Genomic DNA, 13361 nt, shown 5'->3' on the forward strand with positions numbered 1-13361 from the left:
GCCGCGTGTTCACGAAGATCCTGATCGCCAACCGCGGTGAGATCGCGGTTCGCGTGATCCGCGCCTGCGAGGAGATGGGCATCGCGTCCGTCGCCGTCTATTCGGAGCTCGATCGCGACGCGCTCCACGTCCGCCGCGCCGACGAGGCGTACCTGATCGGGCCCGGCCCGGCGGCCGAGTCCTACCTGAGAGTCGACAAGATCCTCGAGGTCGCCAAGAGATCCGGCGCCGAGGCGATTCACCCCGGCTACGGCTTCCTGGCGGAGAACGCGGCGTTCGCCGCGGCCTGCGAGGAAGCCGGCATCACGTTCATCGGCCCGCCCGCCAGCGCGATCGACGCGATGGGCTCGAAGACCGCCGCGCGCGACCTGATGAAGAAGGCCGGCGTCCCGATCGTGCCCGGCACGACCGAGCCGGTGGCGGACGTGAAATCAGCGCGCAGAATCATCGAGAGAACGATCGGCTTCCCGGTCGCGGTGAAGGCGGCGGGCGGCGGCGGGGGCAAGGGCTTCCGCGTCGCGCTGACCGACGACGAGCTGGAGGCCGCCTTCGAGGGCGCCGCGCGCGAAGGCGAGAAGTTCTTCTCCGATGCGACCGTCTACCTCGAGCGCTATCTGCCCGACCCGCGCCACGTCGAGGTGCAGGTGCTGGCCGACCGTCACGGCACCGTGATCCACCTCGGCGAGCGCGACTGCTCGGTCCAGCGCCGCCACCAGAAGCTGATCGAGGAGTCTCCCGCCCCGGCCGTGGACGAGGAACTCCGCCAGAAGATCGGCAAGATCGCGACCGACGCGGCCGCCGCCGTCCACTACGTCGGTGCCGGCACGATCGAGGGCCTGCTGCAGGACGGGGAGTACTACTTCCTCGAGATGAACACGCGCGTCCAGGTCGAGCACTGCGTGACCGAGATGACGACGGGCGTCGACATCGTCAAGGAGGGCATCCGCGCCGCCGCCGGCGAGCCGCTGTCGATCGCGCAGGAGGACGTGCAGCTGCGCGGCCACGCGATCGAGTGCCGCATCAACGCCGAGGACGCGTCGAAGAACTTCGCGCCCGCGCCGGGCAGAATCGGCGCCTACCGCGAGCCGTCGGGACCGGGCGTGCGCGTCGACTCGGGCGTCGGCCCGGGCGGCGAGGTCTCGCCGATGTACGACCCGATGGTGGCGAAGCTGATCGTCTGGGACGTCGACCGCGAGTCGGCGACGAGACGGATGCTGCGCGCGCTGTCGGAGTACGAGATCACCGAGCTGAAGACGCTGATCCCGTTCCACACGGCGCTGCTCGCGACGAGACAGTGGGGCAACGCGGAGACGTGCCGCGACCTCGTCGAGGACCGCAAGTGGCTCAGAGAGCTGGCGTTCCCGCCGCCGACGCCGAGCGACGACGAGGACGACCCGAAGGTCGAGCAGACCTACACGGTCGAGGTCTCCGGCCGCCGCTTCGACGTCAGAGTGATCGGCGCGCCGTTCGCGGGCGGCGGCGCAGGGTCGCTGAACGGCAGCGGCCCGGCGGGCGCCGCGAAGAAGCCGCGCCGCGAGCGCAAGAGCGGCGGTGGCGGCGGTGGCGCGGACACGCTCCCCTCACCGATGCAGGGCAACATGTGGAGAGTCAAGGTGAAGCAGGGCGACACGGTCGAGGAGGGCCAGCTGCTCTGCATCATCGAGGCGATGAAGATGGAGAACGAGATCACCGCCCACAAGGCCGGCGTGATCGCCGAGATCCCCATCACCGAGGGCGCCGCGATCGGCGCGGGCGACACGATCGCGGTCATCAGATCGCCGCCCGCGGCGGAGTAGCCGCGTGAGCGACGGCCCGCACGTCTGGCGCGCCGACGTCCACGACGCCGACGTCGTCGCGCAGCTGCTGATCGCGTTCCGCGACCACATCGGCCGCGACTGGCCGTCCGACAACGCCTTCCACGCGGGCGTCGACAGACTGCTGGAGATACGCGACTGCGACTTCCTGCTGGCCGCGCCGTCCGCCGGCGAGCCAGCCGTCGCGGTCTGCCAGCTGCGCTACAGCTTCAGCGTCTGGCGCGCCGGCACCGAGTGCGTCCTGGAGGACCTCTACGTCACGCCCGACGCGCGCCGCGGCGGGTACGGCGCGACGCTCGTGCAGGCGGCGCTGGCACGGGCGCGCGAGCGCGACTGCCGCTGGATCGAGCTCGACACGCACGAGGACAACGCGCCCGCGATCGCGCTCTACGAGCGCCACGGGTTCCGCATCGGCCGCGGACCGGGTGCGCGCGACATCGTGCTCGCACAGCCGCTCGACTAACCTCCGCCGGAACCGGCGCCCCGCGCGCCGCGGATCGCGACCCGACGAAGGAGACCGACATGCCCGCACGTGGAAGCGCCGAGTGGAAGGGTGACCTGAGAGCCGGCGGCGGGACGTTCACCGCAGGCGACAGCATCAGCGGCGACTACTCGTTCAAGAGCCGCTTCGAGGACGGTCCCGGTGCGAACCCCGAGCAGCTGATCGCCGGCGCGCACGCGGCCTGCTTCTCGATGGCGTTCTCGAACATGCTCGCCGGCAACGGCACGCCGCCGGACTCCGTCAAGACCGACGCGGTCGTCTGGCTGCGCCCGGTCGACGGCACCCCGACGATCACGAAGATCGAGCTGACGACGGTCGGCGTCGTGCCCGGCGTCGACGACGCGACGTTCCAGGAGCTGGCCGCGAGAGCGAAGGCCGGCTGCCCCGTCAGCCGCGCGCTCGCCGGCGTCGGCGAGATCACGCTCGACGCGACGCTGGCGTCGTAGCCGGCTAGGAGGCTCTGCCCTCTCGCAGCAGCGAGAGGTTGTACTGGTGGAGGTTGCGCTGGGCGCCGCTGCGCCGCGCGAGCGGCAGCGGCGCCTTCTCCGCGTCGGCGCCTTGCAGCCCTTCCAGGTAGGCGACGTCCTCGCGCAGGATCGCGGCGGCGCGGGCGGCGTCGAGCGGCTCGCCGTGGCCGGGGACGACGACGTCGGCCTGCGAGACGAGCGGCGCCAGCCGTCTGAGCGTCGTCAGGTACTTGTCGAGCGACGCGCCGGGCGACAGCTCCGGGATCGCGTGCGAGGAGAGGTAGTCGCCGACGACGAGCACGCGCGCCCACGGGATCCAGATCGCGGTGCCGTCGGCGGTGTGGCCGTCGGCCGGGTGCAGCTCCAGCTCCTGCTCGCCGACGGCGCAGTAGCCCGGCACCGGCAGCGCCTGGACGCCCGGGATCGACAGCGGTCTGGGACGGTCGACGTAGTACTCCTCGTCGAACGCGCGCAGCTCGCGCGCGGCGGCGCCCGGCTCGGCGGTCAGCCGCGCGGCGGTCGTCTCGCCGCAGCCGATCGCGGCGTCGGGGAAGGCGTACTGGCCGAGCAGGTGGTCCCAGTCGGCGTGCGTCACCAGCAGGCCGTTGACCGGGAACTCCGCCTGCGCCATCAGCGCGGGCAGGATCTCCAGCTCGTCGGGCAGGATCGGCGAGTCGATCAGGAACGCCTCGCCGCCGCTGCGCACGGCGGTCGCCGTCGTCTTCCAGATGCGGCTCGTGACGACGATGACGTCCGGGTGGACGCTGACCGCCTTCATCGCGCCAGCCCGCGCACGCCGCTCAGCCGCTCAGTCGCCGGCGAGCAGTCTCAGCGCCTCGCGCAGGTTCGTGACCTCCGCGTCGGGCTTCTTCTGGCCGCTCTCGAGCGTCGCTCTGTCGCGGTTGACCCAGATGACCGGCACTCTCGCTCTGAGGCAGGGCTCGACGTCCGTCGGATAGCTGGAGGAGACGTGCACCCAGCCTCTCTTGCCGCCGACGCGCCGCTCGCACTCCTTGAAGTGCGCCGGGTCGGGCTTGTAGGAGCGCACCTGCTGGGCGGTGACGACGAGGTCGAAGTCGAGCGGGATGTGGCGCCGCGTCTGACCGAGCAGCTTGTCGTCGATGTTCGAGATCAGCCCGGTTCTGAACTGTCTGGCGAATCTCGCCAGCGTCGGGTTGGCCTCTCTGAACGCGGGCCAGCGCTGGACCGAGTCGGGCAGGAAGCCCGAGCGCGACGGCTCCAGGCCCCATCTCATCTCCTCGGAGATGCGGACGGCCGTGCGGCGCAGGACCTCGGCGTAGAGCTCGTAGGAGCCGGCCTGGATCTCCTGCTGGATCGAGTGGAACAGCGGGATCAGCTCGTCGCGATCGATCGTGAAGCCGTCGCGTCTCGCCTCCTTGGCGAAGGCGTCGTATGCCCCGGAATCCCAGTCGATGAGGGTGCCGTAGACGTCGAAGGTGACGAAGGTGACGTTTCTGGGAATTGCCATTGGCCGGGCATTATGCCTGCTCGGCCTGTATTCGCGCGTTGTGGGGGCGAAATCTGGTAGCGCTCAGTAGAGTCCGCCAGCGCTATGGACCTGCTCGAATATCAGGGCAAGCAACTCTTCGCCCGTCACGGAATCCCCGTCCCCTCCGGGAAGCCAGCCGCCACGGTGCAAGAGGCCGTCGCCGCTGCTGATGAAATCGGATACCCCTGCGTCGTCAAGGCGCAAGTCCTGATCGGCGGCCGTGGGAAGGCCGGCGGCGTCAAGCTCGCCAAGGACAGAGCGGAGGCGACGCAGTACGCCACCGACATCCTCGGCATGGACATCAAGGGCTTCACCGTCCACGAGGTCTGGATCGAGGGCGCCTCGGAGATCGCCGAGGAGTACTACGCCTCGATCGTCTTCGACCGCGCCGCCAAGGCCCCGCTCGTGATGCTCTCGACGCAGGGCGGCATGGACATCGAGGAGGTCGCGGAGAAGACGCCGGACGCGCTCGCGAGACTCCACGTCGACCCGCTGCTCGGCTTCCAGGACTTCCACGGCCGCAAGCTCGCGTTCGCGGCCGGCATCCCCGGCGACCTGATCCGCCCCGTCGGCGCGATGCTGGCGAAGCTCTACGAGACGTTCGTCGCCGAAGAGGCGATGCTGATCGAGGTCAACCCGCTGATCATCACGCCGGGCCGCGACGTCGTCGCGCTCGACGCGAAGGTCACGCTCGACGGCAACTCGCTCTACCGCCACCCGGACAACGCGGCGCTGCGCGACCCCTCCGCCGAGGACCCGCAGGAGCAGATGGCGCACGAGCGCGGCCTCACCTACGTGAAGCTCGACGGCGACATCGGCATCCTCGGCAACGGCGCCGGGCTCGTGATGTCGACGCTCGACGTCGTCGCGCAGGCCGGCGGCGCGCCCGCCAACTTCCTCGACGCCGGCGGCGGATCGAAGGCCGACGCGATCGTCAGCGCGGTCGAGGTGATCCTCTCCGACGCGAAGGTCAGAGCGGTCCTCTTCAACATCTTCGGCGGCATCACGCGCTGCGACGAGGTCGCCAAGGGCCTGATCGAGGCGTTCGACGTCGTCAAGCCGACCGTCCCGTTCGTCGTGCGGCTCGACGGCACCAACGACGTCGAGGGGCGCAAGCTGCTCGCCGACGCGAACCTGCCGAACGTCGCGACGGCGAAGACGATGAACGAGGCGGCCGAGAAGGTCGTCGAGCTGTCCAAGACCGGAGTTGCGGCATGAGCGTCCTCGTCGACAACGACACCCGCCTCGTCGTCACCGGCATCACCGGCCGCGAGGGCACGTTCCACGCGACCAACAACAAGCGCTACGGCACGCAGGTCGTCGCGGGCGTGACGCCCGGCAAGGGCGGCCAGGACGTCGAGGGGATCCCGGTCTTCAACACGATCGCCGACTCGGTCGACAAGGCCGGCGCCAACACGGCGATGATCTTCGTCCCGCCGCGCTTCGCCGCCGACTCGATCCTCGAGGCGGCCGACGCCGGCATCAGACTGATCATCGCGATCACCGAGGGCATCCCGGCGCACGACGAGCTGCGCGTCTACACGCAGCTCAGACGCAATCCGGACGTCCGCCTCGTCGGCCCGAACTGCCCCGGCATCCTGTCGCCGGGCAAGGCGAGCGTCGGGATCATCCCGGCGTCGTTCTTCAAGCCGGGCAACGTCGGCGTCGTCTCGCGCTCCGGCACGCTGACCTACCAGATCGGCAACGAGCTGGCCCAGCGCGGCTTCGGCAACTCCTCGATCGTCGGCATCGGCGGCGACCCGGTCCCGGGCTCGTCGTTCATCGACATCATCGAGCTGTTCGAGCAGGACCCGGAGACCGAGCTGATCGTGATGTCCGGCGAGATCGGCGGCAGCGCCGAGGAGGAGGCCGCCGAGTACATCGCGGCGAACGTCTCCAAGCCGGTCGTCGCGTACATCGCGGGCTTCACCGCACCGCCCGGCAAGACGATGGGCCACGCCGGCGCGATCGTCTCCGGCAACGCCGGCACCGCGAGAGCGAAGGCCGAGGCGCTGGAGGCCAAGGGCGTCAAGGTCGGCCGCACGCCGACCGAGACGGCCGAGCTGGCGATGAGCCTGCTCGGTTCGTAGCAGACGGCACGGAGCGGGTTCCCCTAGGCTGTTCGCATGGCCTCCGAACCCGCTCCGATCTCCTTCGCGCGCGGCGCCCCCTCGCTCGACATCGTCGACGTCGAGGGCCTGCGCGCCGCGGCCGACGCCGCCTTCGCCGCCGACCCCGCCGGGACGTTCTCCTACGGCACGTCAGTCGGGTACAGACCGCTGCGCGCATGGATCGCCGAGCAGCACGGGGTCGCGCCGGAGAACGTGATCGTCACGAACGGCTCGATGCAGGCGGACGCGTTCCTGTTCGAGGCGCTCGTCGAGCCCGACGACGTCGTGATCGTCGAGCGGCCGACGTATGACCGCACGCTGCTGTCGCTGCGCTCGCGCGGCGGCGACCTGCGCCCGGTCGCGCTGGAGACCGACGGCGTCGACGTCGCGGGCGTCGAGGCGCTGCTGGCCGACGGCGTCAAGCCGCAGCTCGCGCACCTGATCCCGAACTTCCAGAACCCGGCCGGCTACACGCTGTCGCTGCCCAAGCGCGAGGCGCTCGTGCGGCTGGCGAAGGACAACGACTTCCTCATCTTCGAGGACGACCCGTACGTCGAGCTGCGCTTCACGGGCGAGACGCTGCCGACGATGCTGTCGCTCGCGCAGGACGACCAGGTCGTCTACGCCTCCTCGTTCTCCAAGACGGTCTGTCCGGGCATCCGCGTCGGCTACCTCGTCGGCCCGGAGAAGCTGATCGCGCGGATCGCGAAGCTGGCGACGAACACCTACATCTCGCCGAACATGGTCGCGCAGTCGATCGTCGCCGAGTTCTGCCGCAACGGCTCGTACGCGCGCTCGATCGAGACAGTCAAGGTGGCGCTGCGCGAGCGCGCGCAGACGCTCTGCGACGCACTCGCCGCCCAGCTGCCGGAGGCGAGATTCGTCGCGCCCGAGGGCGGCTACTTCCTCTGGGTCGAGATGCCCGAGGGGTTCGACGCCGACGCGCTCTTCCGCGCGGCCGGCGAGCGCGGCGTCGCGATCGTGAAGGGGACGGACTTCCTGATCGAGGGCGGCGAGAACGCCTTCCGCCTCGCCTACTCGGGCGTGACGCCCGCTCAGATCGAGGAGGGCGTCGGCCGGCTCGCCGACGCCGTCCGCTCGCTCGGCGTCAACGCGTAGCCCCACCGCTCGTGCAGCGCCTCGACCGTCTCGGGACGGTCGGGGCGCGCGAAGTGGAAGCCCTGCGCGAGGCTGCAGCCGAGCGCCTGCGAGAGGCGCGCCTGCTCGTCGGTCTCGACGCCCTCGGCGACGACGTCGATCCCGAGCGCGTCGGCCATCCCGACGATCGCGCGGACGATCGCGCTCGCGCGCTCGTCGTCCGCGTCCGCGCCGAGCGCGTCGATGAACGAGCGGTCGATCTTCAGCACGTCGATCGGCATCTGCTGGAGGTAGCCGAGCGACGAGTAGCCGATGCCGAAGTCGTCGAGCAGGATCTCGAACCCGAGCGTCTTCAGCTCGCGCAGCATGTCTGACGCCAGCAGCGTGTTCTCGATCACCGAGCTCTCGGTGATCTCCAGCGCGATGTCGGCCGCTCTCGCGCCGGTCTCGGCCAGCACCCGCACGATCGACTCGACGAACGTCGTCTGGCTCAGCTGGCGCGCGGCGAGGTTGACGTGGATCGGCAGCGGCGCGTCGTCGCCGAGCCGCTCGCGCCAGCTGGCGGCCTGCCGGCACGCCTCGCGCATCACGTGCTCGCCGATCCGCACGATCAGGCCGCTCTCCTCCGCGATCGGCAGGAACTCGCCGGGCGCGAGCGTGCCGCGCTCGGGGTGGTCCCAGCGCACGAGCGCCTCGACCGAGCGGATCCCGCCGGTCGTGAGCGAGACGACCGGCTGGTAGACGAGCCGCAGCTCGCCAGCCTCCAGGCCCTGGTGCAGCTCGCGCTCGACGCGCACGCGCGCGTCGAGCCGCGCGCGCAGCCGCTCGTCGTACAGCTCGGTGCGCGAGCGCCCCAGCTCCTTCGCGCGGTACATCGCGGCGTCGGCGTCGCGCAGCAGCGCCTCGGCGGTCGCCTCGCGCCCCGTCGCGAGCGCGATCCCGACGCTCGCGCCGAGCACGTGCGACTCGCCCTCCAGCTCGCACGGCACGCTCAGCGCGGCGTGCAGCGTGCTCGCGATCCGCAGCGCGTCGCGCTCGTCGGCGAGGCCGTCGCAGACGACGGCGAACTCGTCGCCGCCGAAGCGCGCGACGGTGTCGCTCGCGCGGATCGCGCCGCGCAGGCGGGCGGCGACCTCGCGCAGCAGCGCGTCGCCGGCACGGTGGCCGAGCGTGTCGTTGACGATCTTGAAGCGGTCGACGTCGAGGAAGAAGACGGCGCAGATCGTGCCGCGGCGGCGGGCGCGCACGAGCGCCAGCTCCAGCCGGTCCTCGAACAGGACGCGGTTGGGCAGGCCGGTGAGCGCGTCGTGGAGCGTCTGGTGGACGATCCGCTCGCGCGCCCGGATCCGCTCGGCGACCCGCTGCAGGTGGCGCGTGACCTGGAGCGCCAGCCGCTCCAGCGCCGCGTCGCTCCTGCGCGGCTCGGCCGCGCGCAGCTCGAGCACCGCGACGACGTCGTCGCCGAGCACGACCGGGAACGCGAAGCCGTCGCGCGCCCATTCGGCGGCGCGCGCCGTGCGCACCCGCTCGTGCAGCCCGTCGGGCGCCGGCGCCGCGTGCACCGGCACGTGGCCGGCGTGGTGGACGCCGGCGTCGGCCAGCGGCTCGCCCGCGCCGGTCGCGAGCCAGCCGCGGCCGACGTCCCAGCCGCCGTGGTCGCGCAGCGCGACGCTCGCCGCGTCGAGCGCGTCCTCGAGCGTGCGCGCCTCGTTGGCGGCGGTCGCGACCGCCTCCAGCAGCAGCAGCTCCTGCTGGCGCTCGTAGAGCGCGCGCGTCGTCTCCTCCGCTATCCGCTCGGCTTCCTTGCGCGCGCGGCGCTCACGCGCGAGGCGTCTGCGCAGGCGCTCCAGCTCCAGCTCGTCCGTCATCGCGCGCTCAGCGCGATCTCTAGCCGGCAGTGCTCGTCGCCGCGATGCATGCAGCGCGGATGGCCGATCTCGACCGCCTCGTCGAAGTGCGCGGCCGCGCCCTCGATCAGCCCCTCGGCCAGCGCGCAGAGTCTGCGCGGCGAGCTGTACAGCATCACCAGCACGTCGGCCGAGCCGGTCTCGTAGGCGAAGTCGGGCACGTCGGCGCCGGGGTAGAGCTTGCGCACCTCCGGGTGGATCATGTCCGTCAGCGTCAGCAGGAACGAGCGCGTGTCGTCGTGCGCGTCGAAGAACGACGCGTGGCTGTCGGCGAACGCGGGGATCGACTCGCGCCCGAACCAGCGCACGAGGTCCGCCGGCGGCTGGCCGAGCAGCTCGGAGGCGGCGCCGACGAGCCCGAGCAGCTCGGCGTCCGGGTAGCTGCCGAGCGTCGTGTAGGCGCCGTCGACCCCGGCGCGATCGAGCAGCTCGTCCCAGGCGTCCTCCCCGTGCTCGCGCACGACGAGCGCCTCCAGCAGGTTGAAGACGATGCCCTTCATGTAGCCGGGAGGATCGGCCGCGCCGCAAAAACGTTCAGGCAATCGCGCCGAGTTGGCGCGTCGCAACTATCGCCGGGCGGGACCGTCGCCCGGCGGGGCTACCGCCCGTAGCGGTCCTTGCCGAGCACGAGCTGCTCGGCAGGGATCGCGGTGCGCGGCGGCGGCGACGGGTCGGCGCGGACCGTGACGGTCTCGGCGACCGAGCGCGTGAGCGTGTGCTCGGAGCCGTCCGGCGCCGCGATCGTGACGTGCTCGTCGTCGCTGACGGAGACCTTGCCCTCCAGCCCCGGCCCGACGCCCGCGTCCATCAGGTAGTGGAGCAGGTCCTCGGCCTCGTTCTCGAGCCGCAGCACGTGCACCTCGGCGCCGATCTCGCAGTCCGCCAGCGGGACGCCCGCGACGCGCTCGCCGACTCTGATCGGATGGCCGTGCGGGCAGGTCGCCGCGTCGCCGACCGAGGCGCGCACGAACGCCTCGAAGCGCGGCGTCATCGCGTGCTCCAGCCGCTCGGCCTCCTCGTGCACCTCGTCCCACGGGACGCCGACGGTGTCGGTCAGGAAGCGCTCGATCAGCCGGTGGCGGCTGGTCACCTCCTCGGCCTCGCGGCGGCCCGCGTCGGTGAACGAGATCGACTTGTCTCTCGCACGCGTGACGTACCCGTCGCGCTCCAGCCGGCCGATCATCTCGTGGACCGTCGGGGCGGACAGCTGCATCGCGCGCGCGAGGTTCGCACCGGTCATCGGCAGGTTGGCCTCGTACAGCCAGAACAGCATCTGGAGATACTCCTCCTCGGCCACCGTCACGTGCTCGTGGGACACGCCTGCCCTTTCGTCCACCCTGTTCGCCGCCGCTGGGGCGCGCCGGCCCGGCTCCGGCTGATCGTAGTGGTTCGCGCCGGTAGGCTCACCTTCGTGGAGGTCGGATCCGGCACCAGGGCGCTCGTGACCGGCGCTTCGCGCGGCATCGGCCGCGCGCTGGCGCAGCGGCTCGCCGCGCGCGGGGCGCGCCTCGGGCTGCTGGCGCGCTCGGAAACGGAGCTGGAGCAGCTGACCGCCGCGCTGCCGGCGGCCGCCGCCGGCCCGCACCTCGCACTGCCGTGCGACGTCGGGGTGCGGGAGCAGGTGGAGAGCGCGGTCGCGCGCTTCGCCGCCGAGGCCGGCAGGCTCGACCTCGCGATCGCGAACGCCGGCGTCGCGCACTACGGGCCGTTCGGCGAGCTGGAGCCGGAGCTGGTCGAGCGGATGACGCGGATCAACTGGCTCGGCACCGTCTGGACGGTGCGCGCAGCGCTCGAGCCGATGCTGGCCGCCGGCCGCGGCCACGTCGTGATCGTCTCCTCCGGCGCCGGTCAGCGCGCCTTTCCCGACGCCGCCGTCTACGGCGCGACGAAGGCGGCGCAACGGGCGTTCGGCGAGGCGCTCCGGCACGAGCTGGCCGGCACCGGCGTCTCGCTCACGGTCGCCTACCCAGGCGAGATCGCCACCTCCCTGCACGACCACGAGAAGGCGCGGATGCCGGCGTGGTACCACGGCGGCGACAGAGCGGCGTCGCCCGACGGCCTCGCCGACGCCGTGCTCGACGCGGTCCAGCGCGACCGCCGCGCCGTCGCCTACCCGCGCGCGGTCGGCCTGCTCGGGATCGCGCACGGCGTCTCGCCGCGCCTCGCCGACGCCGTCCTGCGCCGCCTGCGCGGTCCGACGGCCGCCCCGCGGCGGGACTGAGCGGTCACCCCGTGGCCTCGGCGGCGCGCGCGGCGCGGTCGAGCAGCAGCCGGCGTTCGCGCTCCGTCGGGGCGAGGGCGGCAGCGCGCCGCAGCTCCTCGACGGCGTCGTCGTCGCGGCCGAGCCGCAGCAGGACGTCGGCGCGGACCGCGCCGAGCAGGTGGTAGCGGGCCAGGCGCGGGTCCTCCCGCACGCGCTCCAGCGCTGCGAGCGCGGCCTCCGGACCGTCCGCGTGCAGCACCGCGACAGCGCGGTTGACGTCGATCACCGGCGACGGCGCGAGCTGGCCGAGCGCGTCGTAGAGCGCGACGATCGCCTCCCAGTCGGTCGCGGCGAAGCTCGGCGCGCGGGCGTGGCAGGCGGCGATCGCCGCCTGCACGGTGTACGGGCCGAGCGGCCGCCGCAGCTGCGTCGCGCGGTCGAGCGCCGCCAGGCCGCGGGCGGCGAGCATCCGGTCCCAGCGCCTGCGGTCCTGATCGGGCAGCAGGATCGGCTCGCCGTCGGGGCCGACGCGTGCGCCGAAGCGCGACGCCTGCAGCTCCATCAGCGCGTTCAGGCCATGCACCTCGGGCTCTCTCGGCAGCAGCCCGGCGAGCACGCGCCCGAGCCGCATCGCCTCCTCGGCGAGGTCGCGGCGGACCCACGCCTCCGTCGAGCTGGCCGCGTAGCCCTCGTTGAAGACGAGGTAGACGACCTCCAGGACCGCCGCCAGGCGCGCCGGCAGCTCGTCCTCTCCCGGCAGCTCGAACGGCACCTGCGCCTCCGCCAGCGTGCGCTTGGCGCGCGAGATCCGCTGCCCGAGCGTCGCCGACGGGACGAGGAACGCGCGCGCGATCTCGTCGGTGCTGAGACCGCCGAGCAGCCGCAGCGTCAGCGCCACGCGCGCCTCGCGCGGGAGGACCGGGTGGCAGGCGACGAAGACGAGCGACAGCAGGTCGTCCTCGACCGCCTCGACGGCTGCGGCGTCGGGAGCGGGCGCGCTCCCCGCCCCCGACGCCGCGAGGTCGACCGCGAGCTGCGCGTACTTGTCGTCGCGCGTGCGCTCGCGGCGGATCCGGTCGATCGCCTTGTGCTTGGCCGTCGCCATCAGCCAGCCGCCGGGGTTCGGCGGGACGCCGTCGCGCGGCCACTGCTCGAGCGCGAGCACGAACGCGTCCTGGGCCAGCTCCTCGGCCAGCCCGACGTCGCGGACGAGCCGCGCCAGCGAGGCGATCAGCCGCGGCGACTCGATCCGCCAAACCGCCTCGACGGTGCGCCGCGGGTCCATCGCCTCAGGCGTCCGGGTGCTGAGCGCGGACCTGCTCGGCGAGCCGCGCGTCGTGCTCCTGCTGCTCGGGCGTGTACGCCTCGCCGAAGTCCTCCAGCGAGTAGAGCGGGCGGATCTCGATCAGCTCGCGCATCCCGTCCGGGTGCGTCGGGCAGCGCTTGACCCACTCGACCGCCTCCTCCAGCGTTCTGACCTGCCAGATCCACGTGCCGGCGACGATCTCCTTCGACTCCGTGAACGGCCCGTCGACGACCGACGTCGTGCCGCCCTCGAAGACGACCTGCGCGCCCTCTCTGCTCGGCTTGAGGCCCTGACCGTCGAGCATGATCCCGGCCTTGACGAGCTGCTCGTTGTACTCGCCCATCTCGCGCAGCATCTCCTCGGTCGGAGCGATCTTGTCCTCGTTGGCGGCGTTGACCTTGATCATGACCATGACCTTCATGACTGCCTCCTGCGTTGGGGGT

14 protein-coding genes are annotated in these 13361 nt (G+C 72.2%); 7 read left to right on the forward strand and 7 right to left on the reverse strand.

Annotated elements, in window-relative coordinates:
- Positions 1-5 precede the first annotated feature (5 nt).
- Genes CWOE_RS27815 through CWOE_RS27825 form a run of 3 tightly spaced genes read left to right on the forward strand, consistent with a single transcriptional unit; the run spans position 6 to position 2762 of the window.
- Positions 6-1796, forward strand: a complete 1791-nt coding sequence (locus CWOE_RS27815) for an acetyl-CoA carboxylase biotin carboxylase subunit (RefSeq protein WP_012936994.1) — start codon at positions 6-8, stop codon at positions 1794-1796.
- 4 nt (positions 1797-1800) lie between these two features.
- Positions 1801-2277 carry a GNAT family N-acetyltransferase gene (locus tag CWOE_RS31665; protein ID WP_012936995.1) on the forward strand — a complete coding sequence of 159 codons (477 nt, stop codon included), beginning with the start codon at positions 1801-1803 and terminating at the stop codon, positions 2275-2277.
- Positions 2278-2336: 59 nt separating this feature from the next.
- Positions 2337-2762, forward strand: coding sequence for an OsmC family protein (locus CWOE_RS27825; protein WP_012936996.1), 426 nt, complete (start codon positions 2337-2339; stop codon positions 2760-2762).
- Between the two features lie 4 nt (positions 2763-2766).
- On the opposite strand, the gene CWOE_RS27830 is transcribed toward CWOE_RS27825, so the two are convergent.
- Together CWOE_RS27830 and CWOE_RS27835 are read right to left on the reverse strand one after the other, a co-directional pair.
- Complete coding sequence (locus tag CWOE_RS27830) at positions 2767-3561, reverse strand: MBL fold metallo-hydrolase (protein WP_012936997.1); 795 nt, start codon at positions 3559-3561, stop codon at positions 2767-2769.
- 30 nt (positions 3562-3591) lie between these two features.
- Positions 3592-4272, reverse strand: coding sequence for an HAD-IA family hydrolase (locus tag CWOE_RS27835; protein WP_012936998.1), 681 nt, complete (start codon positions 4270-4272; stop codon positions 3592-3594).
- A gap of 84 nt (positions 4273-4356) precedes the next feature.
- Between CWOE_RS27835 and sucC the strand changes: the two genes are divergently transcribed.
- The 3 genes from sucC to CWOE_RS27850 are packed head-to-tail and all read left to right on the forward strand — an operon-like array spanning position 4357 to position 7523.
- On the forward strand, positions 4357-5511 hold the full coding sequence (sucC, locus tag CWOE_RS27840; RefSeq protein WP_012936999.1) for an ADP-forming succinate--CoA ligase subunit beta: 1155 nt from the start codon (positions 4357-4359) through the stop codon (positions 5509-5511).
- Positions 5508-6383: a succinate--CoA ligase subunit alpha gene (sucD, locus tag CWOE_RS27845; protein WP_012937000.1), complete on the forward strand. Its 876-nt coding sequence runs from the start codon at positions 5508-5510 to the stop codon at positions 6381-6383. Before sucC ends, sucD begins: the two co-directional genes overlap by 4 nt.
- Before the next feature lie 36 nt (positions 6384-6419).
- Entirely contained in the window at positions 6420-7523 is a 1104-nt protein-coding gene (locus CWOE_RS27850) for an aminotransferase-like domain-containing protein (RefSeq protein WP_012937001.1), read from the forward strand.
- On the opposite strand, the gene CWOE_RS27855 is transcribed toward CWOE_RS27850, so the two are convergent.
- The 3 genes from CWOE_RS27855 to CWOE_RS27865 form a co-directional block, all read right to left on the reverse strand.
- Positions 7460-9370: a putative bifunctional diguanylate cyclase/phosphodiesterase gene (locus CWOE_RS27855; protein ID WP_012937002.1), complete on the reverse strand. Its 1911-nt coding sequence runs from the start codon at positions 9368-9370 to the stop codon at positions 7460-7462. The two genes, CWOE_RS27850 and CWOE_RS27855, sit on opposite strands and share 64 nt — an antisense overlap.
- Positions 9367-9909: a heme NO-binding domain-containing protein gene (locus CWOE_RS27860; protein ID WP_012937003.1), complete on the reverse strand. Its 543-nt coding sequence runs from the start codon at positions 9907-9909 to the stop codon at positions 9367-9369. The genes CWOE_RS27855 and CWOE_RS27860 overlap by 4 nt, the downstream gene beginning before the upstream one ends.
- Positions 9910-10007: 98 nt before the next feature.
- A complete protein-coding gene (locus tag CWOE_RS27865) occupies positions 10008-10727 on the reverse strand; it encodes a metal-dependent transcriptional regulator (RefSeq protein WP_012937004.1) in 720 nt (239 codons plus the stop codon).
- 93 nt (positions 10728-10820) lie between these two features.
- Here CWOE_RS27865 and CWOE_RS27870 point away from each other — a divergent pair, with 93 nt between their 5' ends.
- Positions 10821-11630: an SDR family NAD(P)-dependent oxidoreductase gene (locus CWOE_RS27870; protein WP_012937005.1), complete on the forward strand. Its 810-nt coding sequence runs from the start codon at positions 10821-10823 to the stop codon at positions 11628-11630.
- Positions 11631-11634: 4 nt separating this feature from the next.
- Here the strand turns inward: CWOE_RS27870 and CWOE_RS27875 are convergent, their stop codons facing one another.
- Positions 11635-12897 carry an RNA polymerase sigma factor gene (locus tag CWOE_RS27875; protein WP_012937006.1) on the reverse strand — a complete coding sequence of 421 codons (1263 nt, stop codon included), beginning with the start codon at positions 12895-12897 and terminating at the stop codon, positions 11635-11637.
- A gap of 4 nt (positions 12898-12901) precedes the next feature.
- Positions 12902-13339, reverse strand: coding sequence for a YciI family protein (locus CWOE_RS27880; protein ID WP_012937007.1), 438 nt, complete (start codon positions 13337-13339; stop codon positions 12902-12904).
- Between the last annotated feature and the right edge of the window lie 22 nt (positions 13340-13361).

The sequence above is a fragment of the Conexibacter woesei DSM 14684 genome, from assembly GCF_000025265.1.
GTDB lineage: Bacteria > Actinomycetota > Thermoleophilia > Solirubrobacterales > Solirubrobacteraceae > Conexibacter > Conexibacter woesei.